The organism is Nitrospina watsonii, assembly GCF_946900835.1.
GTDB lineage: Bacteria > Nitrospinota > Nitrospinia > Nitrospinales > Nitrospinaceae > Nitrospina > Nitrospina watsonii.
This window is the reverse complement of sequence record NZ_OX336137.1, coordinates 2,285,059-2,305,513: the sequence shown is the minus strand read 5'-3', so window position 1 is coordinate 2,305,513 and position 20,455 is coordinate 2,285,059. Positions and strand designations below refer to the sequence as shown.

23 protein-coding genes are annotated in these 20,455 nt (G+C 56.7%); 9 read left to right on the top strand and 14 right to left on the bottom strand.

Annotated features, from left to right (window positions below; genetic code table 11):
* Nucleotides 1-48: 48 nt before the first annotated feature.
* On the bottom strand, nucleotides 49-693 hold the full coding sequence (gene rnhB / locus QML71_RS10675; protein ID WP_282011910.1) for a ribonuclease HII: 645 nt from the start codon (nucleotides 691-693) through the stop codon (nucleotides 49-51).
* A gap of 101 nt (nucleotides 694-794) precedes the next feature.
* Here rnhB and QML71_RS10670 point away from each other — a divergent pair, with 101 nt between their 5' ends.
* Complete coding sequence (locus QML71_RS10670) at nucleotides 795-1,676, top strand: M48 family metallopeptidase (protein ID WP_282011909.1); 882 nt, start codon at nucleotides 795-797, stop codon at nucleotides 1,674-1,676.
* Between the two features lie 523 nt (nucleotides 1,677-2,199).
* On the opposite strand, the gene rplS is transcribed toward QML71_RS10670, so the two are convergent.
* From rplS to ffh, 7 genes are all read right to left on the bottom strand, one after another.
* Entirely contained in the window at nucleotides 2,200-2,613 is a 414-nt protein-coding gene (gene rplS, locus QML71_RS10665; RefSeq protein WP_282011908.1) for a 50S ribosomal protein L19, read from the bottom strand.
* 75 nt (nucleotides 2,614-2,688) lie between these two features.
* Entirely contained in the window at nucleotides 2,689-3,261 is a 573-nt protein-coding gene (locus tag QML71_RS10660; RefSeq protein ID WP_282011907.1) for an SPOUT family RNA methylase, read from the bottom strand.
* 25 nt (nucleotides 3,262-3,286) lie between these two features.
* The gene (gene trmD / locus QML71_RS10655; protein ID WP_345742351.1) at nucleotides 3,287-3,952 is read right to left on the bottom strand and encodes a tRNA (guanosine(37)-N1)-methyltransferase TrmD; all 666 of its coding nucleotides are present in this window, start codon (nucleotides 3,950-3,952) and stop codon (nucleotides 3,287-3,289) included.
* Nucleotides 3,953-3,974: 22 nt separating this feature from the next.
* Entirely contained in the window at nucleotides 3,975-4,490 is a 516-nt protein-coding gene (gene rimM, locus QML71_RS10650) for a ribosome maturation factor RimM (protein ID WP_282011905.1), read from the bottom strand.
* A gap of 3 nt (nucleotides 4,491-4,493) precedes the next feature.
* Nucleotides 4,494-4,724 (bottom strand): KH domain-containing protein, encoded by a 231-nt coding sequence (locus QML71_RS10645; RefSeq protein ID WP_282011904.1) that lies wholly within the window; start codon nucleotides 4,722-4,724, stop codon nucleotides 4,494-4,496.
* A gap of 116 nt (nucleotides 4,725-4,840) precedes the next feature.
* Nucleotides 4,841-5,086: a 30S ribosomal protein S16 gene (gene rpsP / locus QML71_RS10640; protein ID WP_282011903.1), complete on the bottom strand. Its 246-nt coding sequence runs from the start codon at nucleotides 5,084-5,086 to the stop codon at nucleotides 4,841-4,843.
* A gap of 86 nt (nucleotides 5,087-5,172) precedes the next feature.
* Nucleotides 5,173-6,525, bottom strand: a complete 1,353-nt coding sequence (gene ffh / locus QML71_RS10635) for a signal recognition particle protein (protein ID WP_282011902.1) — start codon at nucleotides 6,523-6,525, stop codon at nucleotides 5,173-5,175.
* A 285-nt stretch (nucleotides 6,526-6,810) separates the two neighbouring features.
* On the opposite strand from ffh, the gene QML71_RS10630 reads away from it, so the two are divergent.
* The gene (locus QML71_RS10630; protein WP_282011901.1) at nucleotides 6,811-7,284 is read left to right on the top strand and encodes an HTH domain-containing protein; all 474 of its coding nucleotides are present in this window, start codon (nucleotides 6,811-6,813) and stop codon (nucleotides 7,282-7,284) included.
* A 659-nt stretch (nucleotides 7,285-7,943) separates the two neighbouring features.
* On the opposite strand, the gene QML71_RS10625 is transcribed toward QML71_RS10630, so the two are convergent.
* From QML71_RS10625 to QML71_RS10610, 4 genes are all read right to left on the bottom strand, one after another.
* On the bottom strand, nucleotides 7,944-8,351 hold the full coding sequence (locus tag QML71_RS10625) for a hypothetical protein (RefSeq protein WP_282011900.1): 408 nt from the start codon (nucleotides 8,349-8,351) through the stop codon (nucleotides 7,944-7,946).
* Nucleotides 8,352-8,357: 6 nt separating this feature from the next.
* The gene (locus QML71_RS10620; RefSeq protein WP_282011899.1) at nucleotides 8,358-8,612 is read right to left on the bottom strand and encodes a hypothetical protein; all 255 of its coding nucleotides are present in this window, start codon (nucleotides 8,610-8,612) and stop codon (nucleotides 8,358-8,360) included.
* Between the two features lie 414 nt (nucleotides 8,613-9,026).
* A complete protein-coding gene (locus QML71_RS10615; RefSeq protein WP_282011898.1) occupies nucleotides 9,027-9,254 on the bottom strand; it encodes a type II toxin-antitoxin system HicA family toxin in 228 nt (75 codons plus the stop codon).
* A gap of 6 nt (nucleotides 9,255-9,260) precedes the next feature.
* A complete protein-coding gene (locus QML71_RS10610; RefSeq protein WP_282011897.1) occupies nucleotides 9,261-9,581 on the bottom strand; it encodes a type II toxin-antitoxin system HicB family antitoxin in 321 nt (106 codons plus the stop codon).
* A gap of 103 nt (nucleotides 9,582-9,684) precedes the next feature.
* Here QML71_RS10610 and queC point away from each other — a divergent pair, with 103 nt between their 5' ends.
* Together queC and QML71_RS10600 are read left to right on the top strand one after the other, a co-directional pair.
* A complete protein-coding gene (gene queC / locus QML71_RS10605) occupies nucleotides 9,685-10,374 on the top strand; it encodes a 7-cyano-7-deazaguanine synthase QueC (protein WP_282011896.1) in 690 nt (229 codons plus the stop codon).
* 117 nt (nucleotides 10,375-10,491) lie between these two features.
* Nucleotides 10,492-12,243 (top strand): tetratricopeptide repeat protein, encoded by a 1,752-nt coding sequence (locus tag QML71_RS10600; protein ID WP_282011895.1) that lies wholly within the window; start codon nucleotides 10,492-10,494, stop codon nucleotides 12,241-12,243.
* 654 nt (nucleotides 12,244-12,897) lie between these two features.
* On the opposite strand, the gene QML71_RS10595 is transcribed toward QML71_RS10600, so the two are convergent.
* The gene (locus QML71_RS10595) at nucleotides 12,898-13,686 is read right to left on the bottom strand and encodes a peptidoglycan recognition protein family protein (protein ID WP_282011894.1); all 789 of its coding nucleotides are present in this window, start codon (nucleotides 13,684-13,686) and stop codon (nucleotides 12,898-12,900) included.
* A 30-nt stretch (nucleotides 13,687-13,716) separates the two neighbouring features.
* Nucleotides 13,717-14,436, bottom strand: a complete 720-nt coding sequence (locus QML71_RS10590) for an SDR family oxidoreductase (protein WP_282011893.1) — start codon at nucleotides 14,434-14,436, stop codon at nucleotides 13,717-13,719.
* 258 nt (nucleotides 14,437-14,694) lie between these two features.
* Between QML71_RS10590 and moaB the strand changes: the two genes are divergently transcribed.
* From moaB to bamE, 5 genes are all read left to right on the top strand, one after another.
* Nucleotides 14,695-15,213, top strand: a complete 519-nt coding sequence (gene moaB, locus QML71_RS10585) for a molybdenum cofactor biosynthesis protein B (protein WP_282011892.1) — start codon at nucleotides 14,695-14,697, stop codon at nucleotides 15,211-15,213.
* Between the two features lie 78 nt (nucleotides 15,214-15,291).
* Nucleotides 15,292-16,212: an RluA family pseudouridine synthase gene (locus tag QML71_RS10580; RefSeq protein ID WP_282011891.1), complete on the top strand. Its 921-nt coding sequence runs from the start codon at nucleotides 15,292-15,294 to the stop codon at nucleotides 16,210-16,212.
* A gap of 965 nt (nucleotides 16,213-17,177) precedes the next feature.
* Nucleotides 17,178-18,281: a rod shape-determining protein RodA gene (gene rodA, locus QML71_RS10575; RefSeq protein ID WP_282011890.1), complete on the top strand. Its 1,104-nt coding sequence runs from the start codon at nucleotides 17,178-17,180 to the stop codon at nucleotides 18,279-18,281.
* 136 nt (nucleotides 18,282-18,417) lie between these two features.
* Nucleotides 18,418-19,953 carry an Rne/Rng family ribonuclease gene (locus tag QML71_RS10570; RefSeq protein ID WP_282011889.1) on the top strand — a complete coding sequence of 512 codons (1,536 nt, stop codon included), beginning with the start codon at nucleotides 18,418-18,420 and terminating at the stop codon, nucleotides 19,951-19,953.
* A 186-nt stretch (nucleotides 19,954-20,139) separates the two neighbouring features.
* Nucleotides 20,140-20,454 carry an outer membrane protein assembly factor BamE domain-containing protein gene (gene bamE, locus QML71_RS10565; RefSeq protein WP_282011888.1) on the top strand — a complete coding sequence of 105 codons (315 nt, stop codon included), beginning with the start codon at nucleotides 20,140-20,142 and terminating at the stop codon, nucleotides 20,452-20,454.
* The last annotated feature ends 1 nt before the right edge of the window (nucleotide 20,455 follow it).

Sequence of the window (20,455 nt, the reverse complement as noted above, 5' to 3'; positions counted from 1 at the left end):
AAGGTTTCGTGTGTTCACAACAATCGGCGTCGCGATGGCGACACCGGTTTACAAATTGAATCGGGCGCTGGGGGAGGGATCGGCGGTCGCGGTAACGGTCAGGTACTCTTTCACCCCTTTGAATGTCTTGCGGTGAATGGGGCAGGGCCCCCATTCGCGGATGCGGTCCCGGTGGACCTGCGTGCCATACCCTTTGTGCTGGTTGAATCCGTATTGCGGATACTCGGTGTGGTATGAGTCCATGATGCGGTCCCGGTCCACCTTGGCCAGCACGGATGCCGCGGCAATGGACAGACTCTTGCCGTCGCCGCCGACGATGGTGCGCTGGCCCAGGGTGACGTCGATCGGCTGGTTGCCGTCGATGAGGACGAAGTCCGCCTGGGCGCCGAGTTGTTCGACCGCCAGTTTCATCGCCCGGCGCGCGGCCTGCAGGATATTGATGGCATCGATCGTTTCCGCATCGACCACAGCGATGGCGTGGCCGCAGCACAGTTCCAGTATGAGAGGGTACAGGCGATCCCGTTCGGCGGGCGACAGTTTTTTGGAGTCGTCCAGTCCCGGCAGGGCGGCGTCCTTGGGCAGCACGACGGCCGCGGCGACCACCGGCCCGGCCAAAGGGCCGCGTCCGGCTTCATCCACCCCGGCTATCGAAACGTATCCGTTTTGTTCCGCTTCGCGTTCGAAATCGAGCATGATCCCCCAGCTTTTGCCCGATCATAGGTCATTCCCCTTGTGCAGGCAACTCAAAAAACCCGGCGTTGAATCCTGCCCGTGGCAAACGTATAATCGGGAGCATGTTGAAGAAATATTTGGCTGCCACGCTGGCGTTGTGCGCTCTCGTTTATGGATGCGTCACCACGCCGGTGTCCGAAAACTCCGCGTTGATCCTCATTCCGTTCTCGCAGGAAGTGTCGCTGGGCCAACAGGCCTTTCAGGAAATTTCGGCGAAAGAAACACTTTCCACGAACCTCCGTTTGCAACAGGTGATCGAACGCGTCGGGCGCCGCCTCGTCATCGAGACCTCGATGGCGGACCTCGACTGGGAGTTCAAACTGTTCGCCTCCAAACAGATGAATGCCTTCGCGCTGCCCGGTGGCAAGGTGGGCGTGTATGAAGGCATCCTGCCGGTGTGCTCCAACGAAGCCGGGCTGGCGGCGGTGCTGGGACACGAAATCGCGCACGCGGTGGCGCGCCACGGCGCGCAACGCATGTCGCAGCAACTGCTCATCACCGGAGCGCTGGCTGCGTCGTCGATCCGCCTGTCCGACCACAAGAACCGTGGGTTGATCCTGGGAGCGTTGGGTGTGGGCGCTCAATATGGCGTGACGCTGCCGTTTGGCCGCGGCAACGAATCGGAAGCCGACGAGATCGGCGTCATCTACATGGCGCGCGCCGGGTACGATCCGCGGGAAGCGGTGCGTTTCTGGCAGCGGTTTTCCAGCATGAAGCAGGGGGCGCAACCGCCGGAATTTTTATCGACCCATCCCGCCGACGAACGCCGCATCCGCGACATCGAAACGCTGCTGCCGGAAGCCATGCGTATCTACAACGCGCATCCCAACAAGCAGGGACTGGGCGAATCGTTTCTCTACATCCTCAATGAAGAACGGTTGAAGAATCCGGGCGGAACGGGGCAGAAGCGTCCCGCCGCCGGAGCACGTCAGCCCGTACCCTGAGCCTTGACTCGTTTACCTCTTTACCAGGGCGGCCTGCTCAAAACCCAGAGATTGAAAACGGAAAAGGCATGAATCCCCCTCATCCTGGCCTTCTCCCACCCGGGTAGAAGGGACCGGGCTACGCCCGGAGGAGACGGGTTGTATTTAGAATGAGCTGACAGACCCAAATCCACCCTCAAAGTATTATCCTGTTCGCCCCGCGCCTAGTGCGGCTCCCTCTTCCTTGATGGGAGCACTTCTTAAGTGGCGGGCGGGGTGAGGGTGAACGATGAGCTTTCCTTTGTTTGGACAATACCAAACACTTCAATCTGCCAACTTATGCAAAACTCTCCTTGAAAAGGGGAGGGGGAAATCGGTCTTTGGGAAGGAATAGCGCGGTGTCCGTGAAGATATAGACTTTGAAATGCGCGGGGAGGTGTTCGTTCGCGGGCAGAGAGTCAGCCCATTGCCCCTCCCTGCAAGGGAGACAAAAAAAGCCGGACCCGAAGGGCCCGGCTTGAATTCGTTGAGGCGGAAGCGGTTGTCAGGCTTCGGCGGCCTTTTTGGCGGCTTTGATCTTTTTGCGCCGCACCCGTCCGGTTTTCTTGGTCGTCTGGACCTTGATTTCCTTCAGGCGGGCTGCCTTGCCGCGCAGTTCGCGCAGGAAGTACAGCTTGGCCCGGCGGACGCGGGCGTGCTTGACGATTTCGACCTTTTCCAGGCGCGGCGAATGGAGGGGGAAAATCCGTTCCACGCCGACGCCAAACGACACCTTGCGGACCGTGAGGGTCTTGCGGTTGGCGGAACCGCGCATCTTGATGACCACGCCTTCCACCACCTGGACGCGTTCTTTATTGCCTTCGACAATGCGGATATGCGCGCGCACGGTGTCGCCAATGCGGATCTGGGGCGCCTCCTGCTTCATTTGCTGTTGTTCGATCTGATGCACCAGATTCATAAAAATGCACTCCTGTGAATGGAATTTGGAATAGTACCAAAGAAAACCGCCCCGGCACAAATAAATTTTTAAAAATCAGGCCTGCCGGGCCAAAAGCCGGTCGAGGATGATGGCGATGGCGGCCCGCACCGGCAGGTGATTGTATCCATTGAGCCCGTCGATGGGGGCGAGGACGAAATCCGCCCGCCGCACCATGCCATGCTCCAGCCCCCAGCCGGTGCCGAAAACGATCAGGTATTGACCCTCCTTCTGCAATTCCTCGCGGATGGTGGGGTAATCCCGGCTCTGCGGGAACGATTTGGCGTCGGGGATGATGATTTTCGGCGTCTGCCCGCTGCGTTCGGTGATGTCGGCGACCACGTCGGCGAGCACGTTCTTGACGCGGGTGGACAGCATGGCCTCCTTGCGCGTCGGGTTGTAGGTGGCGCCGTAGCCTTCCCGCCAGTGCTTCATCATGCGTTCCACCAGCACCTGCTGGGTTTCGAGCGGCGTCACCACGTAAAACGTGCCGATGCCGTAGGTGCGGGCGATGCGCGAGATGTCGTGCACGTCGAGGGTGGTGACCGAGGAGGTGACGATGTCGCCGATCTTGTTGTACACCGGGAAATGCACCAGCGCGATGTGGATGTTGGACGTTGTGGCGGTCACGGAGTCGGGTTCCTGAAAATGACGGTTATTCGGGTTCGCCTTGCGGTTTGCCGCCCAGGAGATCGGGGCGGTTCTTCCGGGTTTTTTTGAGGGCCTCGTCCTGCTGCCAGGCCCGGATTTTCTTGTGGTCGCCGGAGGTCAGCACGTCCGGCACCGTCCAGCCCTTGTAGTCGCGCGGCCGCGTGTACTGCGGGTATTCGAGCAGGCCCTTGCTGAACGATTCTTCATCGAGACAGGTTTCGTCGCCGATGACGCCGGGCACCAGCCGGGACACCGCCTCGACCAGCACCATGGCCGGAATCTCGCCGCCGGAGAGCACGTAATCGCCGACCGACAAATCTTCATCGACGACGGCTTCGCGCACGCGTTCGTCCACGCCTTCGTAGCGGCCGCAGATGAGGGCGATGGACTCCTTCTGCGCCAGCTGCCACGCCTTGGCCTGATCGAACGGCTTGCCTGCGGGCGACAACAGGATGGTGTGGGCGGCGGGGGCCTGCTGTTTGACGGCCTCGACCGCGCGGTCGATCGGCTCCACGCCCATCACCATGCCGGCGCCGCCGCCGAACGGGTAGTCGTCCACGCGGTTGTGCTTGTCCAGCGTGTAGGCGCGCAGGTCGTGCACGGCGATGTGGACGAGCCCCTGTTCCTGGGCGCGCTTGAGGATACTTTCATTGAACGGGGAGGCGAACATCCCCGGAAAGATGGTGATGATGTCAAACCGGATGGTCTTCAACGAGTCCTTCGACTTTGTGAAAAATGAGGGTGCCGTCTTCCAGATCGATCTTTTTGACGACGGATTCGATCATCGGCAACAGCAGTTCCTTTTTGCCGTCGTGGACGACATACACATCGTTGCTGCCTGTCTCTATGATTTCGGTGATGGTGCCGTAAAAGCGGCCGTCTTCATCGAACACGCGCAGGTCCAGCACCTGGAACCAGTAATACTCGCCTTCCGGCAACTCTGGAAAATCCGTCGCCGGGATGTGGAGTGTGTGCCCGGCCAGCTCGCGGGCCTGTTCGACTGTGTCGCAATGTTTGAACTTGATGATGAGGGGGGTGCCCCCGCCACGAAGCGATTCAATGAGCCATTCGCGGGGACCGTCTTCCATGTCCAGACGCGCGTGCCTGAGCGCGTGGAGCAGGGACGTGTCGGAAATCAGGGGATGCAGCTTCAACTCCCCTTTCAGTCCATGGGGTTTGGTGACGTGGCCGACTGCAATCCATTCCATGCGTCACTCAATGATCTCCAGCACGGCGCGCTTTTTGAGCTTGGTGGCGTTGGCGTTGAGGATGGTGCGCATGGCGCGGGCCGTTTTCCCCTGTTTGCCGATCACCTTGCCGAGGTCATCCTTGGCGACTCTCAATTCGAGTACCGTGGTTTTCTCCCCTTCCACTTCGCGAATGGTGACTTCTTCCGGATGGTCCACCAGCGCTTTCGCGATCACCTCTATTAGATCCTTCATGCCCGAGCCCTCCTCAAAGCCAACGGTTGATAAGCCACGCTGCATTGTTCCACGTTTCGTTCTGCGCCAGAGTTGGACCGCATCGATACGAAGATCAAAAAAAGCCTGACGTATTCTTACTGGCCGACTCCGACCTGCTTGAGCAGGGTTGCCACCGTGCGCGACGGTTTGGCGCCTTTCTGGATCCAGTTCTGCGCTTTATCGGCGTCGATCTTCACGCCGTCATCGGTCTTGAGGGGATCGTAGGTTCCCAGAATTTCCAGGAATCGTCCGTCACGCGGACACCGGGAGTCGGCTGCGACCACTCGATAGAACGGCTTCTTTTTTGATCCTCGTCGGGTTAAGCGAATGACTACTGCCAATGTTTCCTCCTGTTTCAAATCAATGAATGTTGCGTTGCAAGGGTCCCTGTTTTGCGGCCGGCCCGGTGGGCCTGCGCGGACAGGGGTTATCTCCCAAAGGGATTCAGTCCTCTGCCGCCCAGCATGCTGCCGGGATTGAAACGGCCCATCTTGCCGGACGACATCTTTTTCATCATTTTCTTCATCTGCGCGAATTGCTTGAGCAGTTTGTTGACTTCGTTGACGTTGGTGCCGCTGCCATTGGCGATGCGCCGCTTGCGGCTGCCGTTGATCAGGTTGTGGTGCGCGCGTTCGTGCGGCGTCATGGAATTGATGATGGCTTCCACGCGCACGAAGGCGTTGTCATCGATCTGCACGCCCTTCAGCATCTTGCCCGCGCCGGGGATCATGCCCAGCAACTCCTGCATCGATCCCATTTTGCGGAATTGCAGAAGCTGATCGCGGAAATCTTCCAGATCGAACGCATTCTTTTTGACCTTGCGGCCCAGCTCTTCGCGTTGTTCCAGGTCGTACGCCTGCTCCGCCTTGTCGATGAGCGACATCACGTCGCCCATGCCCAGGATGCGCGACACGATGCGGTCCGGGTGGAACGGCTCCAAAGCATCCAGCTTTTCGCCGGTGCCGATGTACTTGATGGGCTTGCCGGTGACGTTCTTGATCGACAGCGCCGCGCCGCCGCGGGCGTCGCCGTCCATCTTCGTCAGGACAACGCCGTCGATGCCGACCGCGTCCTGAAACGACTTCGCGATGTCCGCCGCCTGCTGGCCCATCATCGAGTCGGCAACGAACAGCACTTCATGCGGCTCGACCTTTTCCTTGATGCGCCGCACCTCGTCCATCAACGCCTCGTCGATCTGCTGACGGCCGGCGGTGTCGAGGATGACGGCGTAACGCAATTCCTTTTTGGCCTGCTGCACCGCCTGGGTGCAGATGGCGACCGGATCTTTTTCGTCGCCGGCGTCGAAGACGTCGATCTCCAGATCGCGTCCGAGGGTGTTCAACTGCTCGATGGCGGCGGGACGGTACACGTCCGCCGGGACGAGCAGGACATTCTTGCCTTCTTTTTTCCAGAGCCGGGCCAGTTTGCCGACGGTGGTGGTTTTACCGGAGCCTTGCAGGCCCACCATCATGATCACCGTGGGCGGCTGGTCGGAAAAACGGATGGGGCTGACTTCGTCACCGAGCAGGCCTTCCAGCTCGTCGTTGACGATCTTGACCATCTGGTGGCCGGGCGTCAGGCTTTTCAGAATTTCCTGACCGATGGATTTTTCACGCACCTGGGCGAGAAAGTCCTTGATAACAGGCAGACTGACGTCGGCTTCGATCAACGCCACGCGGATTTCGCGGAGGGCCTCATCGACATCGGATTCTTTTAATTTACCGCGACCCTTGAGCTTCTTGTAAACCGCTTCCAGGCGCTCGGACAGATTTTGGAACATGCGCTTCAACTATTAGAATTTACGGGATTTGGTCACCTATTTGGGCTACCATATACTACCAGCGAATGCAAATAAAGGGGATAAAAAAACAGGTGGTGTCCTAATTTTAAGGTCATGAATTTTTGGCTTGTGCATTCACTTTCTTGCGCCAAACCAATTGTTGTGGGAGGTGTAAGTCACCACCCCAAAAATCGTTAAGAAAAAATGCGCGGCAGGGCACTTTTCATCTTGTAACATTCTTGATAATGTCTTACTCTGTGTTCAGGAATAATTAAGGAGCGGCTTATGCCCAACTCGAAATTGCAAACCATCTTAGACGACCTGAAAGGGGAGCGCAAGACTCTCTATGATCAGGCCGATGAAATCCAAAAGAAGATCAGCGAAATCAATCAAGCTATAAGCAGTCTCGAATACTTGGTGGGGAGCAAGTCTTCCAGTTCGGGCAATGGGTCTCTCCCCCAGATCTCCTTTGGGCGCACCAAGTTCACTAAGCGTAGGACAAACATCGAAATGGTGGAAGCCGTTCTGAGAGATTCCGCAAAGCCTCTGCATATTAGCGAAATCGTAAAAGAAATCGGCAACCGCTTAGATAAGGATGTTTCCAGAGGAACCATCGAGACCGCCATTTCAAGGAAGATCAAGATTGCGGGGGATGATTCCCACATTAAGCGGCTGGGGGAGGGGATGTATACTCTCCGGAGGAAAGAGCATGACCCCGAAAAAGAACGAGGCGATTCGATTTTTAACGAATACGGATAGCCAAAATAAAAACGCCCCGGTGGGTGCGCCAACACCCAAACCGGGGCAACTACTAACCCTTAATCGTGTCGAAGCGATGGTAACCAGACAGAGTCTGGCAGGGCCTTTCTGTATATTAGCAAGGTCCCCGCCAAAAATCAAGAACCACCCCTATATTTCAACCTAAATTTATATGCCCTACGGGTGCTGCAAAACCTGAAAGCCGCCATCAACCTGCATTTCTGGCATTACAACTTCATGCGGGTTCACCAGACATTACGGGTGACGCCCTGCATGGAGGCGGGTTTAGCGGATCGTATCTGGAGGTGGGAAGACTTATTAAATTAAATTAGAGTGCCCCGGCAACCCGTCATGAGGGGTGGGTCAATCCCCTCGCATCCTGACAGGCCCTAACCTGTCGCGAAAGGAGGTGATTGCATGGGAATACGCTGTAGGCCGACTAGAACGACGCGTAAACCGGGGCCGAAACCTGTTCGGGTTCGTCCTCACCGCAGATCTACGCCGAAACCGATCAGAAAGTCATGTTGACTGACTGAGCGGTAAGCTCGCCGGGGCACTCTTCGTTTTTATCGTGAATCTAAAGAAATGGCTGACCAGGTGGTCCGGCGGAGTCCCTCATCAAGATGCCCGCGCCGGGTTCGATTCCCGGGTCAGCCATTTTAATTTCTTTTATCTAAAAGAAATGTATCCACCAAGATAGAGACTAGCGTAATAAGAGCACCGATTGCCAACATCGAATTTTGTGCATTCGGATCGATGTTGGTATCTACCAAACCTGTAATAAAGAGAGCGATCCCGAACCCAGAAAACAAAGTTACAATTATGTGAAAAATCCTATACCACTTTGACCGGGGAGGATTGGAGACCAGTAAATCAAAAGCCTTTGCAAAGTCATTTGAGGTAACATCTATGGGTTTGACTTTTTGCATGCTTTCTGCGTTCAATTCTGCAACGCGATATATTTTATTTCTCAAGGAATCCATTAAGCTGTCTAGATGCCCTTGACCAGTCCCACTATAAGTATATTTATTATTACTTGGTTTTCGACCGCCTTTACTAGGAGCCATTCTTGATTATTTTTGGCTGATTTTAAGATTAATTTCGGACTTTAATTTTTCAAGAATCTCAGGAATAAACTTGTGCATATCATCCTCAGTGACCAAATCTGAGTTTTCTATTCTTAGCTTTTCTTGCGCCCGCTTTTTAGCCTTTTCCCTGATTAGCTGGGCAAGGACATCCTCGATCCAATCCCAAAATTCCAAAGCTTCCCTAGACCAGTGGTAGTCAGAAAAATCTTTCTTGGGCGTTTCCTTTATATCAAGTGCCATTCTTAACTCCTAGCTAAGGGTGAATGACCTTTAAATAAACGTCATTTTCTATATTATTAGTCTAAAACCTAGACTAGAAACTATCAATGATTATTAGGTAAATCCTATATATTTCAATGCGTTGGCTGGCCACCAATATTTATATTGAAACGTGCAAAATCTGTGCAAAACCCGTCAAAGGCCATAGTAAGTATCACATCTTTCGGCGGTTTTTCAAATTAAATTAGGCTTACCATCTTTCTACTCCAATCAATTTCTGTGCCATAATCAAAAATTATGAACCCCAAATTAGGACACCACCAAAAAACAGGGGGATGGCTTAATTTAAGCGCCGACTTTCGGCAGAAGGGGCGGGGACCGCAAAAACCTATTGGGATGATTGGAATTATTGGAGTTACGTCGTCTGTTGCCGTCTCATTTGTGGAGGGCCTTCAGGTACTCCTCGCGGGTGAATCCCCCCGATCGCATGTTGGCCTGAATGATGTCGATGTCCACCGACTCGTATTTGGGAAGGACCAGAGGCCGGGGGACGCCGGGCTTGGTCAGGATGATGTGGTCGCCGCGTTCACGGTCTTTTTCAAACCCCAGTTTTTGATAGGCTTTGAGCAGCGTTTTCCAGTGCTGCGGCGTGAGGCGCGTCAATGCGGGTCAAGGGTTGATGGCGAGCGGGATGTCGATGTCCGCTTCAAACTCGTCCTCGGCAGACGGGATGGCTTTCGCCAATTCGCGGGGAACCCCGCTCTTGGAAAACGAGATGAACCCGCACTCTTTCAGCACGTCGTCGAGGGTGCCGCGGTCGAAGCAGGATTCGAGAAACAGCGCGATCGCCTCCTGCGCGTTTTGAATCGCCTTGTCCCGATCTTCACCCTGCGACCACACATCCAGCACGGAACTGCCCGCCACAAAATGGCTGTCCTTCTTTTTGACCTGGATCGGCATCTTCAAATGAAACGACACATTGTGGCTCATCGGTATCTCATTCTCCCTGTGATACGAATTTATGGTTTATTATTATACGGGCAGTGCTGGGGAACGCATAATGTTTTACATCTCATAAGATACCGGTCGCGCTATGAAAAAAGCCATTGTGTTGCTGAGTGGGGGATTGGACTCCACGACCGTGCTGGCCATCGCCCGGGATGAAGGATTTCAAACGTTTACCCTGAGTTTCGACTACGGGCAAAGGCATAAAATCGAGCTCGAGCGGGCCGCCGTGCTGGCGGAGGCGTTCGGCGCCGTCGGCCACCGCGTGGTGACGGTCGATCTCGCCCAGTTCGGCGGCTCGGCCCTGACCGCCGACATCGCGGTGCCGACGGGCCGCAGCGCCGGCGAGATGGCAGACGGCATCCCCATCACCTACGTCCCGGCGCGCAACACCATTTTCCTGTCGTACGCGCTGGCCTATGCGGAGGTGACGGGATCGCACGACGTCTTCCTCGGCGTCAATGCCCTCGATTACTCCGGCTACCCCGACTGCCGCCCGGAATACATCAACGCGTTCGAGACGATGGCCAACCTCGCCACCAAAGCCGGGGTGGAAGGCACGGAGCGGCTCACCCTGCACACGCCCTTGATCGAGATGACGAAAGCCCAGATCATCCAAAAAGGGTTGGCGCTGGGCGTCGATTACGGCCTCACCCACAGTTGTTACGATCCCCAACCCGGCGGCGTGCCCTGTGGTGCCTGCGACAGTTGCCTGCTGCGCAAAAAAGGTTTCGATGAAGCCGGGGTCGAGGACCCGCTGCTGCAAAAGGGTGTCTGAAGTTTCCCCCTCCCGCAAAACGAAAATAGCCGGAATTGGCATTGGTTTTTTCATCTGCAAACTTTACAATTCCTAACAGTTTGAGGAACCGTCTATACCGGGTTCAACAAGGAGGGGATGATGCGAGGCAAATGGCAAGCGGCAGCGTTGGGTCTGCTTCTGATATTGGCGGCGTGCGCGGGGCCGGAGACGCAACCGGATGCGGTGGAGCCGGATTCCGAAACCGCGACTGCGCCTTCGAAACAACCGGCGGTCACCCAACCGAAGAAAAAGGCCGCACCTCCACCGAAAAAGAAATCCGCCCCGCCGAAAAAACAGGCCCAGCCGCCGGACGCACATCATCTGGAAATCGACACGCAGGTCGAGGGCGTGCAGGTGCTGGTGGACCACGCCATGCTGTTGACCTTCGGCTTCAATCACGCCGAGGCCAATAAGCTGTTTAAAGAGGCGGCGGAAAAAGATCCCCATTGCGCCGCCTGTTACTGGGGCGCGGCCTACGTGCTCGGACCCAACATCAACGCGCCGATGGAGCAGTCGTCCGTCGATGAAGCCTTTCAACTGGCGCGCAAGGCGTACCAACTGCGCCACAAGGCGCGTCCGCGCAACCGCGCCCTCATTGAGGCCCTCGTGCACCGTTACGGCGCCGATCCCATTCCCGACCGCACGCATCTCGATGAAGCCTACGCCGAGGCCATGCGCGGCGTGGCGCGGAAATTTCCCGAAGACGCGCTGGTGCAGGCGCTGTTGGCGGAAGCGTTGATGGACCTGCATCCCTGGCAGTACTGGCAGGACAACGGCGAGCCGTACCCGTACACGCCGGAGATTCTCGCCGCGCTGGACGACGCGCTCACACGGGAACCCGATCACCTGCTGGCCAATCATCTGCACATTCACGCGGTGGAGGCGTCGCCGCATCCCGAACGCGCTGAAGAAAGCGCCGACCGGCTGCGCCGTCTCGCCCCGGACACGGGACATCTGCTGCACATGCCGGCGCACATCTACATGCGCGTCGGGCGCTATGCCGACGCGGCGGAGGTCAACCAGACGGCGATTTCCCACGACGAGGCGTTTGAAAAACACGCGCATCCGGAGGGTCTCTATCCCCTGGCGTACATGCCGCACAACCGGCACTTTCTGGTGATCGCGCAGGCGCGGTCGGGGCAGAGCCGCCTCGCCATCCGCAACGCGTTCGAGTTGTCGCAGAGCATCGACGTCAACAAGATGCGTGAGCCGGGATACGGCACGCTCCAGCATTTCTGGTCGATGCCGCTGTACATCCTGGTGCGCTTCGGTCAGTGGGAAGAGATTTTGACCCAGCCGTCGCCGGACGCGGCCTTGAAATATCCGCAGGGCGTGTGGCACTACGCGCGCGGGCGGGCGCTGGCGGCGAAGGGCCGGCTGGTGGAAGCCGAGCAGGAGTTGCGCAGGCTGGAGCGGTTGGCGAAGCATCCGTTCCTGCTCGACGTCACCATCTGGGACGTCAACACCACGGCGCACCTGTTGCAGATCGCGGTGAAGGTGCTGGCGGGGGAACTGGCGTATCAGCATGGCGACATGGACGCGGCCATCCAGCATCTGGAGGTCGCGGTGGAACGCGAGGATGCGTTGACGTACGAGGAGCCGTCGTCGTGGTATTACCCGGCCAGGCAGTCGTTGGGATGGGTGCTCTTGGAGGCGGGGCGGTTCGATGAAGCGGAATGGGTGTACCGCGAAGACCTGGAACGGCACCGCAAGAACGGCTGGTCGCTGTTGGGATTGCAGCAGAGTCTGGAAGGCCAGGGTCGAAATGCCGATGCGAAGAAGGTGGCGAAGCGGTTCAAGCAGGCGTGGAAGAATGCCGACGTGCCCATCGTGCGGTCGCGCATTTAATCGGGAAAAACAAAAAAGTGTTTAACCACAGATGAACACCGATGGACACAGAAATTCTTCGTCGCTTTGCTCCTCAGAATGACCCGGCTGAGCCGGGAAGCGACGGGGTGATGTTCCTTGGACTGACGGTGGTCTAAGGGGGCAAGCCGATGGGCTCCCCCTTCTCCGAGGGGGCTGGGGCTTGTTCCTTTTTGGTTGGTCACCCAGAGCGAAGCGTTGGGTGACATTTGAATGAAATTTGATAAGCATCGAGATCCTTCACTGCGTGAAGGATGACAGCGGAAGAATCCCCCTAGCCCCCTTTGCAAGGGGGGATGGTTTACTCTCCTCCCAACCGCCTCCGGTGCAACCCGGTTTGATTTTGAATTGGGCCCACGGACCATCGTCCACCCACCAAGCATTACCCAACCGCCTCCGGTGCAACCCGGTTTGATTTTGAATTGGACCCACGGACCATCGTCCACCCACCAAGCATTACCCAACCGCCTCCGGTGCAACCCGGTTTGATTTTGAATTGGACCCACGGACCATCGTCCACCCACCAAGCATTACCCAACCGCCTCCGGGTGCAACCCGGTTTGATTTTGAATTGGGCCCACGGACCATCGTTCGCCCAAAAAAGCATTACCCAATTGCCTCCGGGTGCAACCCGGTTCACGCTTCCAGTTTTTTCAGCAGGGCGGCTTCGGTGTTGGGACCCCACAGGCCGTCGGGGGGGAGGCCGCATTCTTTTTGAAAGGCCACCAGCGCCCCGCGCGAGGCGGGTCCCCACAGCCCGTCAATGACTCCGGCGTAATGGTTGCAGTCCTTGAGTGCCTGCTGGCGGCTGCGCACGCTGGTGAAGCGCTGCCGGTTCCGGGGAGTGTGGTGGCGCACGGCTTCGATGACCGTTTGCAGCGTGTCGCCGGGGCAGGAGGGCTTGCCGAACAGGAAGTGGCCGTAGAGGTCGCCTGCCCTCCACTTCCAAATGTCCTGGCAGAGCCGCCACAGGATGAGGCCGGAGAGCAGTTGCCGGTCGTTGGGCTGCCCGGCGGTGGCATCGTCCACGCCCGCGCCCTGAAAAAAGCCTTCGAACATCACCGACAGAAACTCCGCGTTTTCGTCGCCGGGGCGTCCGGCATACCCCTGTGACCAGGGGGCGCGGTCGAGATCGTTGCACAGCACGACCTGTCCATTCTTGCGGATGGCGAAGGTGTAGGCGATGGACTCGACGCCGCCGGCGTGCAGGTGCGAGTTGCGGCCGGTGTGGTAACGGGCGACGGCTTCGACCGATCCCCAGCCCAGTTCCTGGTGCCACACCATGCCCTTCAGCGTGGCGGCATCGCGGCGTTTCCATTTTTTGCTCTGCGGGTTGGTGGGCAGCGCGGTGCGGCCGTCAAAAGGTTTTTCGATCCTCAATGCCTTGGACGCGGTTTCCAGTCGTTGGAGAAGTTGGTCCTGCATGAAAGCGCTCCTTTCACAGGAGAGGGTGGATCACTGCGGGCTACGCCGCGATTTGGATTCGCCGCCATCAATGAACAGCACCTCGCCGTTGACGAAGGGACTCGTCAACAGGTAGTCGAGGCCGCGTGTGAGGTCTTCCACCGTGCCGTAAGTTTGGGTCGGCACGTAGGGCGCGTTCTTCGTCAGGTAGTCGTCGCCTTTGCCGGGCGGCGGCAGGATGAGTCCGGGTGCGATGCCATTGACGCGTACGGTGTCGCCCCATTCCACCGCGGCCAGATGTGTGGCGTGCGCCAGCCCCACCTTGGCCACGGAATAGGCGGCAAAGGTGGGGATGTTCTTGTTGATGCGTTCGTCGAGGATGTTGATGATGAGGCCGCGGTTGACGAGGCGTTTGTACTCGCGCATCAACAGATACGGCGTCATCAGGTTCAGATGCAGGGTGTCGTTGAGGGTTTCGTTGGAGGTGGCCTCCACGTTTTCCTGGATGAAATTGGCGGCGGAGTTGATCAGCAGCTCGACGTCCTTGAAATCCTTGAGGACCGACGGGATCAGTTGTCCGGCGGCCTGGAGGCCGGTGAGGTCCGCCGCGTAGGCTTTCGCCTTCACGCCTTTCGATTGGGCGTAGTCCAGCACCTCGGTCGGCGGCGAGTGGTGGTGGTGCACGGCGAGGTCAAAACCTTTGTCCGCCAGGTGGCAGGCGAAGGCTTTGCCGATGCGTACGGCGGCTCCGGTCACAATGGCTGTCGGCATGCATCCTCCCCTGTTCACGACGGTTCCTTATAGCATACCGCACAAAGGAATTGAAAGCGCCGGTGCGGGGTTGGTAGTATGCGTTGACATCTAATACAAGAAGAGCGCTGTTAACGGTTTAAAAGACGGAACACATAGATTCTTCGTCGCCTCCGGCTCCTCAGAATGACACGCTGAAATCTGAATTGTCATTCTGAGCGCCAGCGAAGAATCTACGTCTTACTTGTGTAATAATCTCCAAAACAAGGAGTGGGATACATGGATGCAGCAGCAGGCAAAGTGGTGAACATCGCCATCATGACCGTTTCCGACACGCGCACCGAAGCCGATGACAAGTCCGGCGACACGCTCATCGAGCGCGCCCGGAAAGCGGGTCACAACGTGGTGGAACGCAGGATCGTGAAGGACGAGATCGGCCTCATTCAAAAACAGTTGAAGGCGTGGATCGCGTCACCCGACGTGGACGTGGTGATCGCCACCGGCGGCACCGGCGTGACCGGACGCGACGTGACGCCGGAGGCGTTCGAGGCGTTGTACGACAAATCGATCCCCGGTTTCGGCGAGCTCTTCCGCTGGCTGAGTTACCAGAACATCAAGACCTCGACCATCCAGTCGCGCGCCACCGGTGGCGTCGCCAACGGCACCTTCCTGTTCGCGCTGCCCGGCTCCACCGGCGCCTGCAAGGACGCGTGGGACGGCATCCTGGTGCACCAACTCAACAGCAACAACCCGCCCTGCAACCTGGTGGAGCTGATGCCGCGCCTTTTGGAAACGTGATCCCGCCCCGATTCCCCACGCGCAGCGGTGCGCCGTGGTGTACGATGGGGTTCGTGCGAACCCTTGCAGGAACCTGCCGTGGAACAGTTTGAGTACGACATCGATCCCCCCTGCGCCAAAAAACGCCTGGATGTGTTTCTGACCGAAGTGCAGTCGGACATCAGCCGGTCTTATATTCAGAAGCTGATCGACAGCGAACGGGTGACAGTCAACGGTGCGGCCGCCAAGCCTCATTATAAAGTCAAGGCGGGCGACCGGGTGGCGCTGACCGTGCCCGATCCGCAACCGTTGGACGTGCAGGCCGAGGCGATTCCTCTAAATATTGTGTACGAGGATGCAAGTCTGATCGTGGTGGACAAGCCGCCGGGGCTGGTGGTGCACCCCGCGCCCGGCCATGGTGGCGGCACCCTGGTCAACGCGCTCCTGCACCACTGCAAGGATCTGAAGGGCATTGGCGGTGTCGAGCGGCCGGGCATCGTGCATCGGCTGGACAAGGACACTTCCGGCCTCGTGCTGGTGGCGAAAACCGGGGCGGCGCTCAACGACCTGTTGCGGCAGTTCAAGGAACGGCAGGTGAAGAAGGTCTATCTGGCGCTGGTGAAGGGGAAGGTGGAACCCGCCTCCGGGTGGATCGATGCCCCCATCGGCCGCCACCGTCAGCATCGGAAGAAAATGGCGCTGAACGACGACGGACGCGCCGCCCAGACCTATTACGAAGTCGAGAAACAGTTCAGCCAGTTCGCGTTGCTGCGCGCCGAACCGAAAACCGGGCGCACGCACCAGATCCGTGTGCACCTGGCCTCCATCGGGCATCCCATTCTGGGCGATCGCCTGTACGGTCACTTGCGCGGCGCCACCGTACCCCGGATAGCGCGGCAGGCGCTGCACGCTCACCGGCTGGAAGTGACGCATCCCGAATCGGGGCAAGCCCTGCAGTGGGTGTCACCGCTGCCTGCGGACCTCGTGCAGGCGATGAATCCAGAACAAAAAATGACTTAGGAATTCCAATATTATCCCGTTTTTCCGTTTTTTTCCGATATTCCAGGCTGGCGGAAATGCCGCGTTAAAAGCGGAAATGAGCGAAATTCCACCTGTGGAAAACCTGTTAGAAGAGAGGTCGTAGGAATACGATCTACCTGAAAATGGTGGTTTTTGAGTTTTTTTGAGATTTGAAGAGATGCCACTAAACCCAGCAAAATTCAATGGTTTTTGAGGTTGCAGCCGGGTGCCGGTTTTTTGGGCGATTTTTCAAAGTTTTTCACACCAACTCCGGCATCCTGTCGGCGGGGGACAACAGGTGCCGGAAAATGGATTCGATCCCGGTGTCCAAAAGTTTGCCATATCGATTTTATGTGGTTTCATCCCGATTCTGTGTGCACGGGTTTCCAAAAAATTTCAGGGGAGTCAGAATGCCTGTAATGGATGGGGATTGCGGCCTATCAAATTATTGACGTTGGGGAACGCCGCTGTTTATGCTGGTAAGCGGGCGTGCAATTTTGCATGAGGCCGTTCGGCTTTTATTTTAGAGCGCTGGGCCGTGTCAGGGGGAGGAATTCCAGAAATGGTAAGGAAAATTCCGAAGCTTGATTTTAATTAATTGTTTTATATTGCTTTATAGCCACTTTGAAAACGTTGGTACAAAATCCACACTTTTTGTGCAAAACCTGTGAATAACTTTGGGAGTATCGACACAAACATAAAAAAACAAAGGGATAAAGGGTTGTCGATTACATTCTATGCAAATTAAAAGTACTTTGTTTTATAATGATTTATGGGTTTTTGAAAACGTATTGGTCCGCTCTGAATTCCAACGGGGCCGGAGCCCCGGCCCGGCAAATTTTATTCACAACCTGTATTCTTATATGCGGTCGAATCAATCACCTGTTGCGACCCATGGAAGGATGCCCGCGGAAAGCCCGCGTGGTGCCGTCCGCGGTGCCCTTATGCTACTATAACGTCTTGATATGATGGATCGCCGGCTCATTTCAAATTTCAACGTCTGGTATCTGCTGCTGATTCTGGTCATCGCCGGCATCGGCGTGATCACCATTCACAGCGCCAACCACACCCGAATGGAGGCCTTTTTTCGGGGTTTGTACCTGAAGCAGATTTACTGGATTCTGATCGGGTTGGTGACCCTGTTTGTGGCGGTGGCGGTGGATTACCGGGTATGGAGCCGCTATGCCTGGGCGATTTACGCGGCCATGGTGCTGGCGTTGGCCTACGTCCTGTTTTTTGGCAGCGTCGCTTCCGGTGCGCAACGCTGGATTCAAATCGGGCCGCTCACCTTGCAGGTTTCTGAATTTGCCAAGTACGCCCTGATCATCATTCTTGCCAAGTATTTTGAAGAGGCCAAACCGCAGGGGCACAAGTATGGTTTGAAGGACCTGGTGGTGCCGTTTTTGTTGACGGCGCTGCTGGGCGGGTTGATCGCGTTGCAGCCGGACCTGGGGACGGCGCTGATCGTCTTTTTCATCTTCTTCGTGTTTGTGGTGGCGTCGGAGATCGAATTCAAAACCCTCTTGCGGCTGGGCGCCTCGATCCTGATCCTCGCTCCGCTGACCTGGTTTTTGATGAAGGATTACCAGAAGCAGCGGGTCATGACTTTGTTCAATCCGGAACTCGATCCTTTGGGTGCCGGGTATCACACCATCCAGTCGAAAATCGCCGTCGGCTCCGGCGGTTTCTGGGGCAAGGGGTTGTATGCCGGGACGCAGAGCCGTCTCAATTTCCTCCCGGAAAAACACACCGATTTCATCTTTTCCGTCTATGCGGAGGAGATGGGGTTTTTGGGCGTGATGCTCCTGCTCACGCTGTTCCTCGTTCTGGTGCTCAAGGGATTGAACATCGCGTATCGAGCGGCGGACCGGTTCGGCGTGTTCCTCGGCCTGGGCATTGTGGCGGGCATTTCTTTTCACGTCATCTTCAATATCGGCATGACGGTTGGCCTGTTTCCCGTAACCGGTCTGCCCTTACCCTTGATGAGTTACGGCGGCTCATCGTTGGTCACCACATTTTTTGCTTTGGGGCTGCTGCTCAATATTGAGATGCGGCGCAACGTCCTTTGATTTCAAGTCGTTGTTTTTCCAGTCAAAAAATTCAGTCGAATCCTTTCGAGAGCGTGGTATAATTTTCCTGCTTTCCCCCCAAAAAAATAACGATGCGTGGGAGTCCGGAATCTAAGTTCCGACTTCCTGAAAACTTATGGCTTCCGAAATCATCATCAACTCGAATTCCCGGGAAATCCGGGTGGCCCTGGTGGAGAATCACCAGTTGGTGGAGATTTTTGTCGAGCATAAGGCCAAAAAAGGCATTGTGGGCAATGTGTATAAAGGTGTGGTGACTAAAATCCTCCCCGGCATGCAGGTTGCCTTTGTGGACATTGGTCTTGAAAAAGCCGGGTTCCTTTACGTCGGCGACATCGACGCCGGTGACCTCCTTGATCTGGATGGAGAGGATTCAGACCGGATCGACATCAACGAACACAAGGACGGCAACGAAGAAAGCGAAACGGTGCAGCCCACCCGTTCGATGGATCATATCCCTATTCAGGACCTGTTGCGCGAAGGGCAGGAGATCATGGTGCAGGTGGCCAAGAATCCGCTGGGCACCAAGGGTGCCCGCATCACCTCCTATATCACGCTCGCCGGGCGGCATATCGTGTACATGCCGACGGTCGATCAGGTTTGCGTGTCCCGCCGCATCGAAGATGAGGCAGAAAAAGAACGGCTGAAATCCATCCTCGGCGAAATCGGACGGAACGGAGAGGGCTACATCATTCGTACCGCCGGGCAGGGACGGCAGAAAGAGGATTTCGAACTCGACATCCAGTTCCTGCACAAGCTCGGCGACAACCTGACAGGGCGTTCGGAAAGCGAACCGGCGCCGCGTCTTTTGTACGAAGACCTCAACCTGATTTTCCGTTCCATCCGCGACCTGTTCAACGAAGACGTGCAGCGGCTGGTCATCGATTCCAAATCCGATTACGAAAAATGCATTGAGTTCTGTTCCAATTACCTGCCGGAACTGGCGGACAAGATCGAGCTGTACAAGGAGCCGGTGCCGATCTTCGATTATTTCGGCATCGAGATCGAAATGAACCGGGCGCTGGGCCGCAAGATATGGCTGAAGTCCGGCGGCTTCATTGCCATCGACCAGACCGAGGCGCTGGTTGCGATCGACGTCAACACCGGCAAGTTCGTCGGCCATTCCGATCCGGAAGAAACCATCCTCAAAACCAATCTGGAAGCGGTCAAGGAGATCGTGTACCAGTTGCGTCTGCGCAACATCGGCGGCATCATCATCGTCGATTTCATAGACATGTCGCGGGAAGAGAGCAAGGAGATCGTATGGAGTGCGCTGCAACAGGAGTTGCGATTCGACCGCTCGCGCACGAACATCCTGAAGATTTCCGAACTGGGCCTGGTCGAGATGACCCGCAAACGCGTGCGCGGCAGCCTCAGCCAGACCCTGTGCGATCCCTGCCCCTACTGCGAGGGCAAGGGCCACATCAAATCGCCCGCCACCGTGTGTTACGAAATCATCCGCGCCCTGCAACGCATGGTGGGCAATCACCTCACCCCACAGAACATCACCATCGAAGTGCCGCCGCCGGTGTACGACCTTTTGTTCGAGGAAGAGACTTCCTACTTCGATGAACTGGAAAAATTTTACGGCATCGAAGTCCACATCAAGGTCAATCCCAAGCTGCACCAGGAAAAGTACAACATCCTCACCTGAATCCCCTGATTTGTTTCGGCTTTCCAACTAGCGGTTGGGTTGTTTCCGGGGCCGTGATAGAATCGACTCATCCTGTCAGGAATGTTTGCCTGTTTGGACCCGTGGATTGGGTTTCGAAGCAACGCGAATTTTTGCTGGCGGGCCGTTCACAGGTTGTTAACTGGATTCCCAGAAGGAGGTAAAGCCATGAAAATAAATGTACTGTTTGCTGTATTGCTGGCAGGGGGGTTGACCTTGGCGGGTTGCGGCTCCGTCGGCCATGATTTCGATCTGTCACAGACCCAACACATTTCTCAGGGCACCACCACCCAACAGGATATCCAGTCCATGTTCGGCGAACCCTTCCGCAAGGGCATTCAGAACGGGCATCCCGTCTGGGTTTACGAAAAAAGCACGTACAGTGCAATCGGTAAAGACAAGACCAAGAGCCTGATCGTCGAGTTCGATGATCAGGGTGTGGTGCGCAAGTACCAGGTCATGTCCAGCGATCTCGACAAATAAT

Bases quoted from the DNA above. Each gene is read 5' to 3' on its own strand.
- rnhB (WP_282011910.1), bottom strand. From the start codon at position 693: ATGCTCGATTTCGAACGCGAAGCGGAACAAAACGGATACGTTTCGATA.
- QML71_RS10670 (WP_282011909.1), top strand. From the start codon at position 795: ATGTTGAAGAAATATTTGGCTGCCACGCTGGCGTTGTGCGCTCTCGTT.
- rplS (WP_282011908.1), bottom strand. From the start codon at position 2,613: ATGAATCTGGTGCATCAGATCGAACAACAGCAAATGAAGCAGGAGGCG.
- trmD (WP_345742351.1), bottom strand. From the start codon at position 3,952: ATGTTCGCCTCCCCGTTCAATGAAAGTATCCTCAAGCGCGCCCAGGAA.
- rimM (WP_282011905.1), bottom strand. From the start codon at position 4,490: ATGGAATGGATTGCAGTCGGCCACGTCACCAAACCCCATGGACTGAAA.
- QML71_RS10645 (WP_282011904.1), bottom strand. From the start codon at position 4,724: ATGAAGGATCTAATAGAGGTGATCGCGAAAGCGCTGGTGGACCATCCG.
- ffh (WP_282011902.1), bottom strand. From the start codon at position 6,525: ATGTTCCAAAATCTGTCCGAGCGCCTGGAAGCGGTTTACAAGAAGCTC.
- QML71_RS10630 (WP_282011901.1), top strand. From the start codon at position 6,811: ATGCCCAACTCGAAATTGCAAACCATCTTAGACGACCTGAAAGGGGAG.
- QML71_RS10625 (WP_282011900.1), bottom strand. From the start codon at position 8,351: ATGGCTCCTAGTAAAGGCGGTCGAAAACCAAGTAATAATAAATATACT.
- QML71_RS10620 (WP_282011899.1), bottom strand. From the start codon at position 8,612: ATGGCACTTGATATAAAGGAAACGCCCAAGAAAGATTTTTCTGACTAC.
- QML71_RS10610 (WP_282011897.1), bottom strand. From the start codon at position 9,581: ATGAGCCACAATGTGTCGTTTCATTTGAAGATGCCGATCCAGGTCAAA.
- queC (WP_282011896.1), top strand. From the start codon at position 9,685: ATGAAAAAAGCCATTGTGTTGCTGAGTGGGGGATTGGACTCCACGACC.
- QML71_RS10600 (WP_282011895.1), top strand. From the start codon at position 10,492: ATGATGCGAGGCAAATGGCAAGCGGCAGCGTTGGGTCTGCTTCTGATA.
- QML71_RS10595 (WP_282011894.1), bottom strand. From the start codon at position 13,686: ATGCAGGACCAACTTCTCCAACGACTGGAAACCGCGTCCAAGGCATTG.
- QML71_RS10590 (WP_282011893.1), bottom strand. From the start codon at position 14,436: ATGCCGACAGCCATTGTGACCGGAGCCGCCGTACGCATCGGCAAAGCC.
- moaB (WP_282011892.1), top strand. From the start codon at position 14,695: ATGGATGCAGCAGCAGGCAAAGTGGTGAACATCGCCATCATGACCGTT.
- rodA (WP_282011890.1), top strand. From the start codon at position 17,178: ATGATGGATCGCCGGCTCATTTCAAATTTCAACGTCTGGTATCTGCTG.
- QML71_RS10570 (WP_282011889.1), top strand. From the start codon at position 18,418: ATGGCTTCCGAAATCATCATCAACTCGAATTCCCGGGAAATCCGGGTG.
- bamE (WP_282011888.1), top strand. From the start codon at position 20,140: ATGAAAATAAATGTACTGTTTGCTGTATTGCTGGCAGGGGGGTTGACC.